This is a genomic window from bacterium, assembly GCA_028821235.1.
GTDB lineage: Bacteria > Actinomycetota > Acidimicrobiia > Spongiisociales > Spongiisociaceae > Spongiisocius.
Genome location: JAPPGV010000014.1, coordinates 50,809 through 68,829 on the forward strand (window position 1 = coordinate 50,809; position 18,021 = coordinate 68,829).

General features: G+C 67.3%; 18 protein-coding genes. 4 read left to right on the forward strand and 14 right to left on the reverse strand.

Annotated features, from left to right (window positions below; genetic code table 11):
- The 4 genes from OXK16_01080 to OXK16_01095 all read right to left on the reverse strand — a co-directional run bounded on the left by OXK16_01080 (position 1) and on the right by OXK16_01095 (position 3,169).
- Positions 1-219 (reverse strand): hypothetical protein, encoded by a 219-nt coding sequence (locus OXK16_01080; GenBank protein ID MDE0374545.1) that lies wholly within the window; start codon positions 217-219, stop codon positions 1-3.
- On the reverse strand, positions 220-510 hold the full coding sequence (locus OXK16_01085) for a hypothetical protein (GenBank protein MDE0374546.1): 291 nt from the start codon (positions 508-510) through the stop codon (positions 220-222).
- Positions 507-953 carry a hypothetical protein gene (locus OXK16_01090; protein ID MDE0374547.1) on the reverse strand — a complete coding sequence of 149 codons (447 nt, stop codon included), beginning with the start codon at positions 951-953 and terminating at the stop codon, positions 507-509. Before OXK16_01090 ends, OXK16_01085 begins: the two co-directional genes overlap by 4 nt.
- Positions 954-1,030: 77 nt before the next feature.
- Positions 1,031-3,169, reverse strand: coding sequence for a beta-propeller domain-containing protein (locus OXK16_01095; GenBank protein ID MDE0374548.1), 2,139 nt, complete (start codon positions 3,167-3,169; stop codon positions 1,031-1,033).
- 136 nt (positions 3,170-3,305) lie between these two features.
- On the opposite strand from OXK16_01095, the gene sufC reads away from it, so the two are divergent.
- The 3 genes from sufC (at position 3,306) to OXK16_01110 (ending at position 5,930) form a co-directional block, all read left to right on the forward strand.
- Entirely contained in the window at positions 3,306-4,064 is a 759-nt protein-coding gene (gene sufC, locus OXK16_01100) for a Fe-S cluster assembly ATPase SufC (protein MDE0374549.1), read from the forward strand.
- The gene (locus tag OXK16_01105) at positions 4,061-5,296 is read left to right on the forward strand and encodes a cysteine desulfurase (protein MDE0374550.1); all 1,236 of its coding nucleotides are present in this window, start codon (positions 4,061-4,063) and stop codon (positions 5,294-5,296) included. The genes sufC and OXK16_01105 overlap by 4 nt, the downstream gene beginning before the upstream one ends.
- Before the next feature lie 175 nt (positions 5,297-5,471).
- Positions 5,472-5,930 (forward strand): SUF system NifU family Fe-S cluster assembly protein, encoded by a 459-nt coding sequence (locus OXK16_01110; protein MDE0374551.1) that lies wholly within the window; start codon positions 5,472-5,474, stop codon positions 5,928-5,930.
- An 18-nt stretch (positions 5,931-5,948) separates the two neighbouring features.
- On the opposite strand, the gene OXK16_01115 is transcribed toward OXK16_01110, so the two are convergent.
- The 8 genes from OXK16_01115 to hrcA form a co-directional block, all read right to left on the reverse strand.
- The gene (locus tag OXK16_01115; protein MDE0374552.1) at positions 5,949-7,343 is read right to left on the reverse strand and encodes a class II fumarate hydratase; all 1,395 of its coding nucleotides are present in this window, start codon (positions 7,341-7,343) and stop codon (positions 5,949-5,951) included.
- 97 nt (positions 7,344-7,440) lie between these two features.
- Entirely contained in the window at positions 7,441-8,325 is an 885-nt protein-coding gene (era, locus tag OXK16_01120) for a GTPase Era (protein ID MDE0374553.1), read from the reverse strand.
- 7 nt (positions 8,326-8,332) lie between these two features.
- On the reverse strand, positions 8,333-9,529 hold the full coding sequence (locus tag OXK16_01125; GenBank protein MDE0374554.1) for a hemolysin family protein: 1,197 nt from the start codon (positions 9,527-9,529) through the stop codon (positions 8,333-8,335).
- Entirely contained in the window at positions 9,526-9,996 is a 471-nt protein-coding gene (gene ybeY / locus OXK16_01130; protein ID MDE0374555.1) for an rRNA maturation RNase YbeY, read from the reverse strand. Before ybeY ends, OXK16_01125 begins: the two co-directional genes overlap by 4 nt.
- A gap of 25 nt (positions 9,997-10,021) precedes the next feature.
- Positions 10,022-12,628, reverse strand: a complete 2,607-nt coding sequence (locus OXK16_01135) for an HDIG domain-containing protein (protein MDE0374556.1) — start codon at positions 12,626-12,628, stop codon at positions 10,022-10,024.
- A complete protein-coding gene (locus OXK16_01140) occupies positions 12,625-13,548 on the reverse strand; it encodes a PhoH family protein (protein ID MDE0374557.1) in 924 nt (307 codons plus the stop codon). The genes OXK16_01135 and OXK16_01140 overlap by 4 nt, the downstream gene beginning before the upstream one ends.
- Positions 13,549-13,740: 192 nt before the next feature.
- Positions 13,741-14,799 (reverse strand): J domain-containing protein, encoded by a 1,059-nt coding sequence (locus OXK16_01145; GenBank protein MDE0374558.1) that lies wholly within the window; start codon positions 14,797-14,799, stop codon positions 13,741-13,743.
- A 24-nt stretch (positions 14,800-14,823) separates the two neighbouring features.
- Complete coding sequence (hrcA, locus tag OXK16_01150) at positions 14,824-15,831, reverse strand: heat-inducible transcriptional repressor HrcA (GenBank protein MDE0374559.1); 1,008 nt, start codon at positions 15,829-15,831, stop codon at positions 14,824-14,826.
- 110 nt (positions 15,832-15,941) lie between these two features.
- On the opposite strand from hrcA, the gene rpsT reads away from it, so the two are divergent.
- Entirely contained in the window at positions 15,942-16,202 is a 261-nt protein-coding gene (rpsT, locus tag OXK16_01155) for a 30S ribosomal protein S20 (GenBank protein ID MDE0374560.1), read from the forward strand.
- A 33-nt stretch (positions 16,203-16,235) separates the two neighbouring features.
- Here rpsT and OXK16_01160 read toward each other — a convergent pair whose 3' ends face one another.
- Together OXK16_01160 and OXK16_01165 are read right to left on the reverse strand one after the other, a co-directional pair.
- Positions 16,236-17,225, reverse strand: a complete 990-nt coding sequence (locus tag OXK16_01160) for a hypothetical protein (GenBank protein ID MDE0374561.1) — start codon at positions 17,223-17,225, stop codon at positions 16,236-16,238.
- Positions 17,226-17,250: 25 nt separating this feature from the next.
- Positions 17,251-18,000 (reverse strand): SDR family oxidoreductase, encoded by a 750-nt coding sequence (locus OXK16_01165; protein MDE0374562.1) that lies wholly within the window; start codon positions 17,998-18,000, stop codon positions 17,251-17,253.
- Positions 18,001-18,021: the final 21 nt, after the last annotated feature.

Genomic DNA, 18,021 nt, shown 5'->3' on the forward strand with positions numbered 1-18,021 from the left:
CTACGGGCTCCGGAATCCCCGGTTGCGGGCCTCGGCCAAGGTGTCAGGGCCGAAACTCTGGATCAGGTTACGCCCCAGCAGGTCGTCGTCCCCGAGCCTGGCCTCGAGCCGGGCGAGCTGGTCACCGTCGTCGCAGTCGTAGACGATCATCGTGTCCCTGGCGCCGACGAAGCGGCTCTTCTCGAACCGGGACAGGCGGGAGGATGCCCCACCGGACACTCAGGCCCCTCCCCCGGTAGCCACCTCGGCTCCGCACATCGGGCAGGGCGCCACGCTCACATCGCCGACGATGAAGCTGAATCCGCATTCGGCATCCGGGCATCTCGCCCTCCGGGAGGGAACCTCGGGTGGAGGGGCCGGAGGCACCATGTCCTGGGGCCGTGGTCCGGGACCAGGACCTCCTCCACCGGTGCCGCGCACCTCGTTGGTGACCCCGCAGGCCGGACAGGCATAGCGGCCCGGCGCCATGACCTCGAAACCCGTCCCGCAGCGACCGCAGCGCGCCCTCATACAGGTTCCCCTTCCTCGACCGGTTCTCCCATTGCTCCTATGCCCGCCAGGTACGCGGCCTCTCGGGCCAGCACCGCGGCTATGTCGGACCGGGAGTAATCGTATCCGCTTGCGGCCAGCTTGGCACGGATGTACTCGATGGCGCTGCCCTCGCCCCCGGCCACCACCCGCAAGCCCCTCCGGCGGCGGGCGGGAACCGCCAGACCCTGAAGGTAGTGGACCGACCACTCGATGATGCGCTGCGCGCCCGCCGGCCGGATCCGGTCGAGTACCTCCGGGTCGAGATGCTCCACCGCGAAGTCGATGGCGTCGTTGATGACGTAGACCGGTTGACGCTCTGCCCGGGTACTCCTACGCCGGACCAGGACGGCCACCGACATGGCGGCCAGGGCCAGGAGGAGGATTAGCGCCACGCCGAGCGCGATGACCGGAACGGATGGCATGGCCGGATCCTAGGAGGGTTTCTGGTCGCGAGTCTCTAGTCTCCGGCTGACGGCGTGATGGACGTCACTAACAACATCTACCAACCGCCAACTAGCTCTTCCGGGATCGGGAACCCGGTCCAGGAGGTTGCCTCGAACCTGTCCAGGTCCGAGCCCAGCAGGCCGCCTTCCGACACGGTGAAGAGCGTGTCGCCCACCACCAGGGACCGGAGGATCGGCCAGGGGCCCCAGAAGCGGAGCTCGTCCTCGGGAACGCCGGGCACCTTCGGCTCGTGCTCGACAGTGGCCAGTTGCCGGATGCCTCCGGCGCCGACCGAGAGCACGAAGGCCCCCGCGAAGTAGTCCCAGTAGTCTGACTGGTCGTCGTACTTCCACCAGCCCACCGGCATCACGGCCATGTCCTTCGGCGCCCAGTACAGGAAGGCGCGGTGGTCCCACTCCACGTCCGAATAGGAGTCCTCCACGGTGAACTGATGGATGCGAAGCGGGTTGGCCAGATCGGAGACATCGAACACCGATACCTGGGTGCCCAGCGTCCAACCCCGCTCATCGGCATCCTGACCGATTCCCAGCAGGAGCCCGTCACCGATCGGGTGCAGGTAGGCGGAGTAGCCGAGGATCTTGAGCTCACCCACCACCCGGGGGTTCTCGGGGTCGGACAGGTCGACGGTGTAGAGCGGATCGGTCTGGCGGAAGGTGACTATGTAGCCGATATCGCCGATGAACCGGACGGCGAAAATGCGCTCGCCCTGCCCGAGACCTCCCACGGATCCGACGATCCGTAGCTGCCGGCCATCCCTGGCCATAACGTCCACCCGGCTCACCGAGGGCCGGTTCTCACGGACCCACCAGCTCCACGAAGGGTCGTCGGTGGAGGCCACCCGCAGGTGTCCGTCGTACTCGGACATGGCGAACTGGTTCAGGAGGAATCCGTCCACCGATCCGCTCGCCAGGTATTCGGGGCCGCCCGAGCCCCCGATGTCGAATTGATGGATATGGGTGCTGATGGCTTCCGCCTCCCTGATCGCCGTCTCCTCGTCGAGGGCATCCCAGTCGGCCCAGCGCTGGGTGGCGACGTAGAGGTTGGTCGACGACGCGTAGACCGTGTCGCCTCCCGACATCACGGTTGACACCGCCTCGGTGCCGATCCCGCCGGCGAGGTCGAAGCTCAGCACGGACAGGAAGTCGAACCCCGAGAACTGCTCGGGTGCGTATGACGAGGCACAATCGATGAACAGGCCCCGCGAGATGCCGCCCGTACCCTCGAGGACGTAACCAGGTGCCCAGTCCTCCAGAGTCGATTCCGCGATGGTCATCCGGTTGGCCATCTCGGCCCTGGCCTCGGCCGACCGGGACGCGGGATAGACGAACGGGAGCCGTTCGTGGGGCCGGGAGGAGAGGACCAGGCTGACCCGCTCGCCCACCAGCCGGGCCGACACGTACCTGCCCTCCACCGTGAGAGTGCCGGTCACGGTCAGGTTCCCGGGGTCGGACAGATCGACCTGGACCACCTGGGTGAGGTCGCCGACCGGTCCATAGCCGCCGGCCATCAGCAGGGCGGTGCCTTCGCCGAGGAACATCCGGAAACTGTGGAACCTGCCGAGACTCTCGTCCTTGCCCTGCTGGGACTCCCAGGACCAGAGATCGAGCGTCCCCACCAGTTCAGGACTGCCTGACGAGACGTCGATGTAGTGGAGCATGCCATGGGCCAGGACGAGGATCCGGCTTCCGTCGGTCTTGACGAGGTCCGGCTCGTCGACGCCGATTTCCTGGACGTTGGTGGTCGAGTAGTCGACGCCGGCTTGCGGGGCCGAGGCGACGCTGTCGGCCGCGGCCGCAGCGCTTTCCTCCATGATCTCGAAATCTGCCTCTTCCACGATGAGCTCTTCGGGGTAGCGGCCACCGTCGAGGCCGTAGGGCCCCACCCGTTCCAGCGCTTCCGCCTTGACGTGGCCGATGAACGCATCGCACGAATCGAACTCCACTAGCGCCGAGGCGAAGAGACCGACAACGGGGTCCGGGCCGGTGGTGGAGACCGTGAGGCCCGTAGTGGAGACTGCGGAGCCGGTGGTGAGGGCCGTGGTAACGGTGATCGCCGGTACCGTTGCTACGGTCGGGGTGATGGCAACCGGTCGGGTGGTGGTCACGGCCGGGTCCGGCGCGCAGGCGCCGACGAGGAGTGCCATGACGACCAACCAGACTGCGTGCTTCCTCATGTCCGGCTCCTTCCAGGAATGATTCTGATGGACGATTCCTCCCTATGACGCCCCGGGGCCGCCCTTCGGTTCCCGACCCCGCAGCGGGGCGGGTACCCTGGGGTCCGCACCGCTTCCTCATCAGGAGATCCACCCATTGACCGACCCCGGCCCCCTGCTGGCCGTCGAAGACCTGCATGCGTCTGTCGGCGGACAACCCATCCTGTGCGGCGTCAACCTCACTGCCCGTAGGGGCGAGATCCACGCCATCATGGGTCCCAACGGCTCCGGGAAGTCCACCCTGGCCAAGGTCTTGATGGGACATCCGGGCTACGAGGTCACGTCCGGGATGGTCTCCTTCAAGGGGGAGGACATAACGGAGGCCGATCCCCCCAGCCGGGCCAACATGGGAATGTTTCTCGCCTTCCAGTATCCGGAGGAGATTCCGGGCGTGTCGGTCGTCAACTTCCTCCGCACCGCGCTCAGCAACCGGACCGGGGTCGATTACACCGTTCTCGAGTTGCGGTTGCGGGTCATGGACGCCATGGAGTCGCTCGGCATGGATGCCTCCTTCGCCGACCGCTACGTGAACCAGGGCTTCTCCGGAGGCGAACGCAAGCGCAACGAGGTCCTGCAGATGGTGGTGCTCGAGCCGGAGCTGGCCATCATGGACGAGACCGACTCCGGACTCGACATAGATGCCCTCCAGGTCGTGGCCGAAGGGGTGAACCGCCTGGCCGGGCCCGAGCGCGGGTTTGTCGTCATAACCCATTACCAGCGGCTCCTCGACTACGTCACCCCCGACCACGTCCACGTACTGGTTGATGGCCGGATCGTGAGATCCGGTGGCGCCGATTTGGCCCATCAACTGGAGGAGGAAGGATACGAAGCCTTCCGAGCCGTCGCGGCGCCATGATCGACACCGACGCCGTACGCGGTGACTTCCCCATCCTGGAGCGCAGGATCAACGGCCGCAGGTTGGCCTTTCTCGACTCCGCGGCGAGCTCGCAGAAGCCGGTACAGGTGCTCGACGCGATGGCGGACATCTACCGTAACTCCTACGCCAACGTCCATCGCGGCGCCTACACCCTCTCGCACGAGGCTACCGAGGCCTACGAGGAGGCCCGCCACAAGGTGGCCGTCTTCCTGAACGCCACCAGCGACGAGGAGATCGTCTTCACCCGTAGCGCCACCGCAGCGATGAACCTGTTCGCATACGGCTGGGGCCTCAACAATCTCAAGTCGGGTGACCGGATCCTGACCAGCGTGATGGAGCACCACGCCAATATCGTGCCCTGGCACATCATCGCCCGCCACACCGGGGCGGAACTGCGCTACATGGAGTTGACCGACGGTTTCCGGCTCGATCTGGAAGGTGCTCACGACCGGTTCGACGAGCGGGTCAAGGTGGTGGCGGTATCGGGAATGTCCAACGTGCTGGGCACCATGCCACCGGTGGGCGAGATCGCCCGCCTGGCTCACGAGGTGGGGGCCGTGCTCCTGGTCGACGGCGCCCAACTGGTTCCTCACGCTCCGGTGGACGTCCGGACCCTCGGGGCCGACTTCCTGGGGTTCTCGGGCCACAAGATGCTCGGGCCGACCGGCATCGGGGTCTTGTGGGGTCGGAGGGCGCTGCTGGAGAGCATGGAGCCGGCCGAGGGCGGCGGCGAGATGATCCGAGATGTCCGATTGTACGAATCGGATTGGGCGGAGGTGCCACACAAGTTCGAGGCCGGTACCCCGCCGTTCGTGGAGGCTATCGGGTTGGGCGCGGCGGTGGACTACCTGTCCGCCATCGGGATGGACAACGTTCTCCAGCACGATCGGGAACTCACCGGCTACGCCCTGGAGCGGCTCGCCGGAGTCCCCGGCCTCTCCGTTCAGGGCCCGGCGGACACCGTTGACCGGGGTGGTGCGATCAGCTTCGACCTGGCCGGCATCCACGCCCACGACGTAGCCACCATCCTCGACCAGGAGGGTGTGGCGGTACGGGCCGGGCACCACTGCGCCAAGCCGTTGCTCCGGAGCCTGGGTCTGACCGCCTCGACCCGGGCGTCGTTCTACGTCTATAACGTGCCCGCGGAGGTGGACGCGCTGGTGGACGCCCTAGGCGTGGCCCGGCGCATATTCGGACTCGACGGCGCTTGAGGGACCGGGATTGCCGGCGGTGAGCAATCGGGTAACGGCAACGAACCGGCTGCGCTCTCCAGGAGGGTACTGAGAATGTCCAGTTGCCAGGTATCGGGCAATGAAACCCCAGGTCAATGCTTCGCTGGCCAACCCATCCCCGTCTCTTTCGGCACGCTCCTATGGTGGGACGCTCATGGCGCTTGAAGACCTCTACCGCGAGGTGATCCTCGACCATTACCGGAATCCCCGTAACCGGCAGGTCCTCGGGCGGGCCAACGCGGCCGCCGACGGGAACAATCCGCTGTGCGGCGACGAGGTCCGGGTCGAACTGCTGATCGAGGGGGGCGAGGTCACCGCTATCGGGGTGACCGGTCACGGATGCTCGATATCGCAAGCCTCGGGCTCGATGATGGGCGACGCGGTCAAGGGGCGGAGCATCGAGACGATCCGGACGCTCACGGACCGGTTCAAGGGCATGATGAGCATTGACGGCGCCGGTGAGCCCGGGCTCGACCCGAGCCGGCCGGGTGCGGTCCTGGGTGATCTGGAGGCACTCCAGGGAGTCCGCAAGTTCCCGGTCCGCATCAAGTGCGCCAACCTGCCCTGGACCACTCTGGAAGAGGCCATCAACAACTTCGTTGCCAGTCATTAGTTCCTGGCAACTAGCCAACTAAAGGATTCCTCCCTCGGTCATCCGCTTGATGTCCAGCACCCGATCCAACTCCTCCGCGTCCATCAGACCCATGTCGAGCACCACCTCGCGGATGGTGCGGCCCGTGGCGTAGGCCTCCTTGGCCACCCGGGCGCCCATGTCGTAGCCGATGCGCGGGTTGAGGGCGGTGACCACCGCCAGGTTGCTCTCCGCCAGCCGGCGAGCCCGCACCGCATCCGCCTCGATCCCGTCGACGCAGCGTTCCCGCAGGGTGGACGAGGCGGTGGCCAGGAGCCCGATCGACTCCAGGAGGTTGTGGGCCATCATCGGCATCATCACGTTGAGCTCGAAGTTGCCGCTGGCACCGCCCCATGAGATGGCCGAGTCGTTTCCGATCACCTGCGCGGCAACCTGGCACACCATCTCGGGAATGACCGGATTGACCTTTCCGGGCATGATCGAGGATCCCGGCTGGAGGGCGGGAAGCCTGATCTCCCCCAGGCCCGTACGGGGTCCCGACGCCAGCCAGCGCAGATCGTTGGCGATCTTGGACAGGGACACCGCGACGGTCTTCAGGGCGCCCGAAGCCATGACGACCGCATCCTTCCCCGCCTGGGCCTCGAAGTGGTTGGCGGCCTCCCGGAGCGGATAGCCGGTCCTCCTGGCCATCAGCCCGATGACCGAAGCCGCGAACCCGGGCGGCGCGTTGATTCCCGTTCCGACGGCGGTGCCTCCCAGGGCGAGCTCGTCGAGGTCGGGCAACACCGCCAGCAGGCGTTCGACGCCCTTCGCGACCTGCGCCGCGTACGAGGAGAACTCCTGGCCCAGCGTCACGGGCGTGGCGTCCATCAGGTGGGTGCGGCCGGACTTGACCACGTCCCCGAAGTCGGCCGACCTCGCCTCGAGCGATCGAGCCAGCGCCTCCAGCGCAGGCATCAGGTCCTCTCTGGTGGCGGACGCAGCCGCCACGTGCATGGCGGTGGGGATCACATCGTTCGAGGACTGGCCGAAGTTGACGTGATCGTTGGGATGGACCGACCGGTCCCCTGTCGAACCTCCGAGCAACTGGGCGGCCCGGTTGGCGATGACCTCGTTGGCGTTGGTGTTGGTGGAGGTACCCGACCCGGTCTGGAAGACGTCGAGCACGAAGTGGTCGTCCCAGAGACCGGCCATGACCTCGTCCGCTGCCTGCGACACCGCCGAGGCGATCTCGGTCGGCAGATGACGTTCCGCGCCCGCCACCTGCGCGGCCGAGCCCTTGATCAGGCCGAGCGCCCAGATGAACCAGCGGCCGAACCTACGGTCGGAGATGGGGAAGTTCTCTACTGCCCTCCGGGTCGAGGCGCCGTAGAGAGCATCCGATGGGATCTCCACCTCCCCCATGGAGTCCTTCTCGATCCGGAACCGCACCAACCCCTCACCTTCGTCACCTCGACCGCGCCCTTCATGGGCGGGGCATAGCGAGTGTACCCCGCCGGGCCATCCGGCAGCACACCTCGCCACCACGCTCCTACAGGCCGAGACGCTCGATCCGGTCGGGATAGCGCTGCCAGTCCTTCTCGACCTTCACGCGGAGATCCAGGAAGATCCGCCGGCCCAGCGCCTCCTCCAGCTCGCGCCGCGCCCGGGTGCCGGCATCGCGCAAGTTGGTCCCGCCCGCACCCACCACGATCCCCTTCTGGGACTCCCGCTCCACGTAGATGACCGCTTCGATACGGGTCAGGCCATCCTCCCGGACCTCGATCCCCTCGGTCTTGACGGCTACCGAGTGGGGTAACTCCTGCCAGAGCCCGGGTAGCAACTTCTCCCGGACGGTCTCGGCGATCAATACCTCGTCCGGCCGGTCGCTCACCACACCGGGTGGATACAGGGCCGGACCTTCCGGCAGGCGGGGAACCAGCTCGGCGACCACCCTTTCCAGGCCGTCGCCCTCGAGAGCCGAGACCGGGATGTAGGCGCCGAAGTCCCACAGCGCCGCCTCGCTCAACCGTTCCGCCACGCGACTCTTGCGCGCCGCGTCCACCTTGTTGACGATCAGGACCACCTGCTCCTGTTCCACCGAGTCGAGGAGGTGTTCCGCTATACGGCGGTCTCCGGGCCCAACCCGGGCGGTGGCGTCTATGACGAACACCGTGCAGTCGGCGTCGGTCACGGTCCGGTATGCGGTCGAGTTGAGGCGCTCACCCAGGGCCGTCCGGGGGCGGTGGAGCCCGGGCGTATCCACGAACACGATCTGGGCGGCGGTGTCTTCCACCGTCAGAACGCCCCGGACGCTCAATCGGGTGGTCTGCGGCCGCCGGGAGGTGATGGTCACCTTCTGCCCGACCAGGCTGTTGATCAACGTCGACTTGCCGACGTTGGGCCGCCCCACCACCGCCACGAATCCGGAACGCACGCGGCTCTCAGCGATCGGTGTCACCCACCCGGTGGACCAGCACGCGTTCCACCCGCCGACCCTGCACCCGGTCGGCGACCAGCACGGCCTCACCCATCTCGAAGCGCTCCCCCACCATCGGAACCCGCCCTGCCAGCCCGAGCACCAGGCCGCCCACGGTATCCCACTCGTCATCGGGCAGATCGGCGCCCAAGACCTGGTTGAGGTCGTCCACCGACAATCGAGCCGCCACCAGGAACCCTCCGTCATCCAGAGGCTGCACCATGGGGGCCTCGGTGTCGTACTCGTCGACTATCTCACCCACCAACTCCTCGATCAGGTCCTCGATGGTGACCAGCCCGGCGGTCCCGCCGAACTCGTCCACCGCAATGGCGATGTGAATCTGGGTCGACTGCATCTCCCGGAGCAGGTCGGGCACGGGCTTGGACTCGGGAACGAAGTAGGGCTCGCGGGAGATCCGGGTGACGGGCTCCGGATCCCGTGATGCCGCCACCCGGCCCAACAAGTCCTTGGCATACACCATTCCCACTATGTCGTCCGTCCCCTTGCCGGTGACCGGCACCCGCGAGTAGCCGCAGTCCAGGATGAGATCCAGGGCCTCCGTGGTGGTGCTGGCGGCGCCCAGCGTCACCATGTCCGTTCGCGGCACCATCACCTCGCGCACGATGGCATCGGAGAACTCCAGAACCGAGGAGATCATACGGATCTCCTCTCGATCCGACGGATCGTGATCGCCGTTGGCCACGGCCGGGGCCAGGACGATGTCCTCCTCGTCCTCGATCAGGTCTCCCGCCCGGCTGCCGATCGAGATCGCCAGGCGCAACAGCCTGGCCAGCCGGTATGCGATCCGGTGGGGCCGCTTCCGGCCGACCGAGCGGGGCCACAGGTCTCCCAGCAGCACGATCATGGCGGCCGTCAGCGCCAGCGCCATAGCCAGCCGCGACCCGCTCAGCATGGCCCCGGTAGCCCAGGCGGCCGAGAGGGCGACGGTCACCAGGAGGGTGGCATGTATCAAGGAGATGGCCGGCCGGATACGGGTGCGCTCCTCCAGCAGCTCCGCGACGATCCCGGCGCCCTCCCTGCCGTCCGCGGCGTCGTGCAAGGCATCGGCTCGAGGCGTGCGGACCAGCGACTCACCGGCCGCCCGGAGCGCTGCCGCCAGCGAGAGCACCGCCACCGCCGCCGTCCAGGCCAGCCAGTTCATCTCCGCTCCATCCCGATCGCGGCCAGGAGGTGGCGCTCCCTCGATTCCATTTCTTCGGCCTCCGAATCCGACTCATGGTCATAACCGACCAGGTGCAGCAGACCGTGGGTGACCATGAGCGCCATCTCATCCTCGTACGCAGTGCCGAGGCGCCGCGCCTGGTCTTGGACGTAACAGGGCGCGATGATCACGTCGCCGAGCGCGTACGGTACCCCCGCCCCGCTCCGGGCGGCGCTCTCCCGATGCCTCACACCGCGCGGCGCAAGAGGTAGCGCCAGCACGTCGGTCGGCCCTTCCCGGCCCAGGAACCGCTGATTGTGTACCGCCATGTCATCGTCGGTTACCAGCATGATCCCCACCTCGGTGGACGATGGCATGTCCTCCTTCTCCAGCACGACCGCCGCCAGGGCGCAGAGGCCATCCCCGTCGACCGGTAGGTCCTGGTGGTTCGATAAGAGAATCTCCACGGGCTACGTATCCAACCGCGGGCGTTCAACCCGGTTCTCCGCCGGGGAAGTCCGGGTAGGGGATGCGCTGGTGGTAGTGCCCCACCAGAGCCTCGACCATGGCTTCCTTCACCCTGCTGAGATCCCCCAGCGTCACATCCGAAGCCGAGAGCTGGCCGTCGGCCACCTTCTCCCCGACCACTTTCTCCACCAACTGCTCGATGCGTTCCGGCGTGGGCTCCTCCACCTGGAAGACCGCCCGGCAGGCGCCCTCGACCGAGTCGGCGAGCATGACGATGGCCATTTCCTTCTTGACCGGTTTGCGCCCCGCGTGGCGGTAGTCCTCCCTGTCCACGGCATCGTCCCCGTACTGCTTGCGGGCCTTGTTGTAGAAGAAATGCATGATGCCGTCGCCATGGTGGGTGATGACGGCTTCGGCCACATCTCCGGGGATCCGGAACTTGCGCGCCAGGCTCAGGCCGTCCAGCACGTGGCGGCGCAGCACCTCGGCGGACCGCAGGGGGGGCATCTCGTCATGGGGGTTCTGGATGCCGAACTGGTTCTCGATGAAGAACTGTGGATGCTCGGTCTTGCCGAGATCGTGGTAGTAGGCGCCCGCCCGGGCCAGCAACGGGTTGGCGCCCACCGCTCGGGCCGCTCGATCCGCCAGCGTCCCCACCATCAGGGAGTGGTTGAAGGAGCCGATGGCCTTCTCCTCCAGCAGGCGGAGGGCAGGATGGTTGCGATCGGTCAGGTCCAGGAGTCGTAGCGAGGTGGTGATGTCGAACACGATCTCCAGAACCGAGAGCAGCGAGCTTCCGACCAGCCAGGAGATGGCGCCACCGCCGACCGCGAACGCCGCCGACCGGAGAATGCTGATGTCCTGGGGGAAGAACCAGGCGATCAGCGCCGCGACGCCGCCGCACATCGCCATGATGTAAAGGCCCGCCCGCCGCAGGTCGCGCCGGGCCGAGATAGCCGATACGAACGGGATCGGTACGAGCACCGACAGGCCGGCGTACAGCGTGTAGCCGGGGTCGGTGGTGGCAATGGACGTCATCGATCCCACGACCACAGCCATCAGCACCGCCGTGCGGGCGTCGAACAGGATGGCGGTCATCAGGCCGAAGGCGGCCGCCGGCATCAGGAAGCCGATCGCGCCGTCTCCCCCGGCTGCGAACACGGCCGCCCCACGGGCCGACACCGCCGCCAGCACCACCAGCAGGCCGAACAGGGACATGCGGCGCATCGAGTTCCAGACGCTCCTTTGGAACCTGTATAGGTAGAGCGCAGGCAACCCGACCACGATGGCCACCGCCGCCGCCAGCGCTACGTATCGGGGCGCCGCCCGCCCGAGCAGCCCCGCATCGGACAGCGCCGCCTCGATCTCCTCGGTGACCTCCCGGCCCTCCTCCACGATCACTTCACCGGCCTCATACCGGATGGTCAGGGGGACGACCTCGCCCGCCCTCTCCTCCCGGAGACCCTCCGTAGCCACGGCGTCGACCGTCTTGTTGGCCGCTAGGAACACGGTGGCCACCTCCGGCACCACCTGGGAGACCTGCTGCCATATCGCCGAGTCGGCCTCCGGTAGCTGGACGAACCTGGGCGTGGAGCGGATCTGTATCTGGACCTCGCGCAGGTCCTCGCTGAGGATCCCGCCGTCGGTATTGAGAGCCTCGGTCGCCAGCAGGAGGGTCTCGCGTTCGATCGAGAGCAGCCACGGCTCCTGGCCCCGGATCTCGCGGAGGACGTCCCCCGTGGCGATGTCTACAAGGAGGGAGACCGCACTGTCCGACAGCAGCAGGCCGCGCGCCTGGAGGCTGGCCAACTGGGTGTCCTTGGAGGTCACGGCGGGGCGCAAGGGGATGTGGATCGTAACCGTCTCCTGGCCGTCCACGAGCTCAACGTCCTGGGAGAGGAGCTGCTCGGGGCCGGTCAACCTGTCAGGAACGGAGTCGGTATCGATGAGAACGGCCGCGGGCCCCGGCGCCATCCGTCCGACCGAGTAACGACCGTCCGAGAACGTGACCGTCTCGAAGCGGGTCCCGGTCGCGTCGTAGGCCACCACCCTCACGTCTCCGAGGCCGTAATCCACCGCGAGGTTGAAGAACCCGTTCGCATCGGTATCGATGAACACCCGCCCGTTGACACCGGCCGTCGCGGCCACGGCGGTGGGCAGGGTGGTCGGCGTGGGCGCCTCCTGGGTGACCGTGCCCGGTTCCTGCCCCGGCTCCGCACCCGGATCGACGGTCGTGGCCACGGTCGTCGCGACGGTGGTGGTGGGTACCGTCTGGCGGGCCACGGTGCTCGTCGTGGTGACCACCGGCAACGGGCGGGCGCCCTGATCGACGGTGGCGGCCCGCAGCGACTGGAAGAAGGCCCGGATGTCGTTGATCACGATGGCGTCGATTTCCTCGTGCCGCCCGTACACCGGGTCCACCGCATCCCGCGCCGCCTGGCGGGCGACCTCGGTGGCAGCGGAGTCCTGGATCTCGATCGGGGACTCCGCCACGAAGGCCTGGGGCGCCGGCTCCCCCACCACCACCTGGACGGTGGTGAACTCCTGGTTGATCAGCATGCCGGCCCAGGAGAGTGCAGCGGTAGCCACCAGGATCAGCCCGGTGATCACGGCCCTGACACGGCGTGTCATCGGCCGGTCGGCCCCTTGTCCGCCGCCTCGTAGGCTTTCACGATCTCTGCCACCAGACGGTGGCGAACGACATCGGCGGCGTCCAGGTGGACCACTGCGACGTCCCGCACCTGCCCCAGGATTCCCCGGGCGTGGGCCAGCCCCGACAGGCGATCCGGCGGCAGATCGACCTGGGTGGCGTCGCCGGTGATGATCATCTTCGAGTTGAACCCCAGCCTGGTCAAGAACATCTTCATCTGCGCCCGGGACGTGTTCTGCGCCTCGTCCAGCACCACGATCGAATCGTTGAGCGTGCGGCCCCGCATGTAGGCAAGGGGGGCGATCTCGATCGTTCCCCTCTCTATGTAGCCCATGACGTCGTCGGGCCCGAGCATCTCGTACAAGGCGTCGTACAGTGGTCGGAGATAGGGGTTGAACTTGGCCTCCAGATCGCCGGGCAGGAAGCCGAGCCTCTCCCCTGCCTCGACCGCCGGCCTGGTGAGGACTATCCGCTTGACCTTCCCCGTGATCAAGGACTCCGTGGCGGCCGCCATGGCCAGATAGGTCTTGCCGGTCCCGGCCGGACCGATCCCGAACACGAGAGTCGACCGACGGATCGCCTCGACATAGCGGAGCTGGCCCACCGTCTTGGGCCGGATGATCTTGCCGCGGGCCACTTCGATGGTCTCCCCCAGGACACCACTGGGAGAGGGCACCGAGTCATTGACCATCTGTATCACCCGATTCACACCTTCCGGCTCCAGACTCATGCCCTGCTGCACGAGCATCAGCAACTCCTCCACCACTTTGTGGGCACGGCGGGCCGCCCGTCCGTCGCCCTGGAACACGATCTCGTCACCACGCGCCACGATCACGGCTTCGGGATATGCCGTTTCCACCATCCGGAGGTGGGAATCCCGTTCGCCGAGCAGGTCCAGCATCAGGCTGATGCCGGGGACATGCAGAGTGAGGGCAGGCGGCGCGGAGGGAAGCATTAACGAGGCAGGGCGATGGTGCGGAGCTCCAAAGGCCCGTTCAGGATACCACGAGAGCCTGGACTATCGATGACCACCACTAGTGGTCTGTCTGTGTTTCTTGCCGCGGATGGCAGGCCGGGCCCGCGCATCGGCGCCTCAGAGGAGCTCTTCACCACCGGCATCGGCGAACTGGCGCATTAGCTTGCGCTGGGTCCGGCTGAGCCTGGTGGGCACCACCACCTTGACGCGCAGGTAGAGATCACCTCGACGAGATGTGCGCAGGCGGGTGATCCCCTTTCCGGCCACCCGGATGACTTCCCCGTGCTGGGATCCGGCCGGAATCCTGATCCGATGGGACCCTCCATCGAGGAGAGGCACGTCCACATGGGTTCCCAGCGCCGCGGCGGCGACGCCCACCGAGACCTCGCTGATCAGGTCGTCCCCATCGCGCTCGAAGACGGGATGGGGCTCGATGACCAGATCGACGTAGAGGTCGCCCGCGACGGCCCCGCGGCGGCCGGCTTCCCCCCGGGTCGGGAGGCGGAGGCGGTTACCCGCCTCCACGCCGGCAGGAATGTCGACCTGCACGGTCTTCTCACCCTCCCGGATTCCCTCTCCGCGGCAGGACCGGCACGGATTGGCCAGCACCGACCCGTCGCCCCGGCAGGACCGGCAGGTGGTCAGGGTCATCAACGAGCCGAACACGCTCCGCCGGGCCATCCTCACCTGGCCGCTCCCTCCGCAGATCCGGCAGGCCTGGAGGCCGGCGCCGTCTCCGGAACCCGAGCCTTCACACGGTTCGCAGGCCAGGGCGGTACGGAACACGACCGACTTCTCGACCCCGAAGGCCGCCTCCTCCAGAGTCAGCACCAGATTGACCCGTACGTCCCGACCTCGATTGACCCGTGGCTCCCGGGAAGCCGCTCCGAAGATGCTGCCGTCACCGAAGACGGAGCGCAGCAGGTCGTCAAGAGAGCCCGGGCCTTGGAAGAACGCGCCCGGATCCAGCGTCTCCCCACGGTCGTACCGCGCGCGCCGCTCGGGATCGGACAGGACCTCGTATGCCTCCGCAACCTGGCGGAAACGGGCCTCGGCCGTAGGATCATCGGGATTGGCATCCGGGTGGGACTCCCTGGCCAGCCGCCGGAAGGCGCGCTTGATCTCGTCTCGGGACGCGTCGCGCTCAACATCCAGGATGCGGTAATAGTCGGCCATCTTGGTCTCTCTGCCGTCGGTGTATCAGTTCTCGCCGACGCTCTCGTCGAGACCGACCCCGATGTCCTCCAGGACCCGGATGGTCCGGCCGTAGTCCATTCTCATCGGTCCCAGCACCCCGAGCCGGCCGCCGGGACCGGAAGACTCCTCGCCGTAGGTGGTGGTCACGAGAGAAATGTCCGTGGCGGAGTCGATGCCCAGCTCGGATCCGATCCGCACCTCGGTGCCGGCAGGGAGGTGCCCCAGTACCTCGAGCAGGGACGCCTCCCGCTCCAGGACGTCGAGGACGCCTTGGACCTTGGAGAGCTCTCCCCAGGCAGCCGTCAAGTGGGGCGCCGAACCCATGTACAGCTCGTGGTTCGGTGCGGCGGTGTTCTCGAAGGCCGCGGCCGCCTGCCGCAGGATCGATGCGGCCCCCTCGGTGGGGTTTGCGAGGGACATCGACTCCAGGTCGAAGCTCTCGGACAGTGGGGTGCCGACCTGGAAGCGACGGACCAGCGTCTCGGCTTCCCGCACCTCGGATCCGCCCACGGGTTCAGGCAGCTGCATGAGTGTCTGGGATACCCGTCCGGCCAGCGTCACCAACACCATGAGGACCGTGTCGGCCGTGGTACGGACCAGGTGCACCCCGCGGATGACCTCATTGGCCATGCTGGGGCCGGTCACGACTGACGGGAAGTGCGTGATCTCGCTGAGCAGGGCCGACGTGGCCTTGAGCAGGCGGCCCAGCTCCGTCTGGACGGATGCGAAGAACTCCGCCACTCGGGCGGAGGCAACCGGCGCCTCCCGTGGACGCATCAGGCTGTCCACGTAGTAGCGATAGGCCAGCGGCGTCGGGACCCGCCCGGCGGATGTGTGAGGTTGGAAGGCGTAGCCGGCGGCCTGCAGGGCCACCAGTTCTGTCCGGATCGTGGCGCTGGAAACCGCCAGGTTGCCGGCCTCGAGAATGGCGCGGGAACTTACCGGCCCACCCGTGCGGATGTGCTCCTCGACCATGGTGCGCAGGATCCGGGCCCGCCGACCGTCCAACATGGCCGGATATGATACCCGCGCCCACCGGCGCTGCCGGGAGACGGCGCCGTTGGAATGGCCGGTCGGGCCTGCTAGCCTCACGGCTCTCGCATACCCCACCCTTCGAAGAGATGCCACACACCAAGTCACAGGAAAAGCGCGACCGGCAGGCCATCGCCAACCGGGGCCGCAACCGGGCCATCCGTTCCGAGTTGAAGACCCGGACACGTCACGTGGAGGAAGCCGCCGCGAGCGGCGACCGTGAGGCAGCCGAGCAGGCTCTGCGAATCGCACAGAAGCGCACCGATCAGGCGGTGGCCAAGGGTGTACTCAAGAAGAACACCGCCAACCGCCGCAAGGCCAAGCTGGAGCGCTTAGTCTCTAGTCTTTAGTTTCTAGTTATTAGGTGAGTTAGCAACTAGCAACTAGCCGCGATACCAGTAGCAGAGGGCAGCCACCAAACGCTCCAGGGTCGGCAGGTGGGTCTCCTCCGGCATGCTCTTGAGCGTGGCATCGGTCCTGCGAACCGCGTCCACGGCTCTGTTCAGATCCTCCCTCGACATGGCCCGTCCCGCCTGCCACGCCTTCCGGGTCGGGTAGGCGGCGGGCTTGGCGCGTATCCACTCGGCGAAGGTGGCCATGTCGGGAGCTGCCGCCGCCAGCGCCCTCTTCCGGAGGTCGTTCTCGATTGCCGCCACGATGACGAGAGGGTGCCCGTGGGTGAGAAGATCATGCAGCCGTCTGATGGCGTCGTCCACCACTCCCTTGGCCAGGGCGTCGGTCAGCTTCCAGAGGGGCTGATCCGGCCGGTTACGGAACCGCTCCAGGACGATCTGATCCGTTACCGGGCCGTCGACGGTGCTCAACTGGTCGAGAGCCTGGTCGATGGCGCCCACGTCGGACCCGAAGCGTTGGATGAGGGCTTGAGCAGCATCCGAACCGAGGCAGAGCCCGCGCCCGCGAGCGGCGTTGCGCACCCATCCCGCAACATCCCTGTCGGCCAGCTTGCGGACGGCTACCACCTCGGCACTCCTCTTCACGTGGGCGGCGAGCGGGGTCGGGAGCTTCCCGGTCGTGACCAGCACCACCGGCCGGCTCCCATCAGCATGGTTAGCAAGCAACTCGGCCACCACGGCCGCCTCATCGGCCTGGAGTCGATGGGCATCCATCAGCATGACGCCCGTGCGCCCGCCGAACAGCGATCCGGACTGCAGGGCGGGCACGATCGGCTCGACCTCGGGACGCAGCATTCCCTCTCCCCCTACCGACTGGCCCCGGCCCGGCACGTAGATCCGGATGACTTCGGATGGTTCGAATCCGGCGCCGGCGAACAGTTCGCCGGCGCGGTCGAGCAGACCCCGCCGGTCGCCCGGACCGGGATTCGTCGGACCCCTCAGGTGGGTGAGCGTCTTCACTAGTGGTCCGTCTGCGAGGGGACCACTAGAGGTTCCAACCCCCGCCGACCTGGATGAAGGCCCCGGTTACGTAGCCGGCCTCGTCGCTCATGAGGAAGGTGACCGCTTCCAGGACGTCGTCCGCGGTGCCGTGGCGCCCTGCGGGTATGCGGTCCCGATCCGGCAGCGGATCGGAGTTCTCCAGGACGCCCGGGAGGATGGCGTTGACCGTGACGCCGCGGCCGGCTTCCGCCCTGGCCATGGTCCGGGTGATCATCAGCACTCCCATCTTGCCGATGTGGTACGGAAGGGTACGGGGCCGGGCGGTGATCCGATCGGCGCCCGCGTCGGAGATGTTGATGATCCGGCCCCCCTGCTCTCGCAGGAGGGGCAGTACGGCCCTGGACACGTAATAGGTGGCCGTAGCCGTCGACGCGATCTGGGACTCCCACTCTTCGGCGCTCAGGTCTTCGTAGTCCTTGAGCAGGAAGAGGCCGGCATTGTTGATCAGCACGTCGAGTCCTCCCAACTCCCGGGAGACGGAGCCGGCCATCCTCTCGACGTGCTCCGGGTCGGTGACGTCCGCCCGGAGGGCGAGGGCCCGTCCCGGCCCGCTCCGGATCGCCTTGACCAGCCGCTCGGCCGCATCATCGCTGGAGCGGTGGTTGATGACGACGGTGTGTCCCCGGCAGGCGAGCCGCATCGCCAGCGCCGCCCCCAGACCCCCCTCGTCCCCTCCGGACCACCGGCCGGCGCCGGTGATCAGGATCCGCTTGCGGTGCTTCGTCGTGGCCATCGATCCGGATCGTAGCGATGG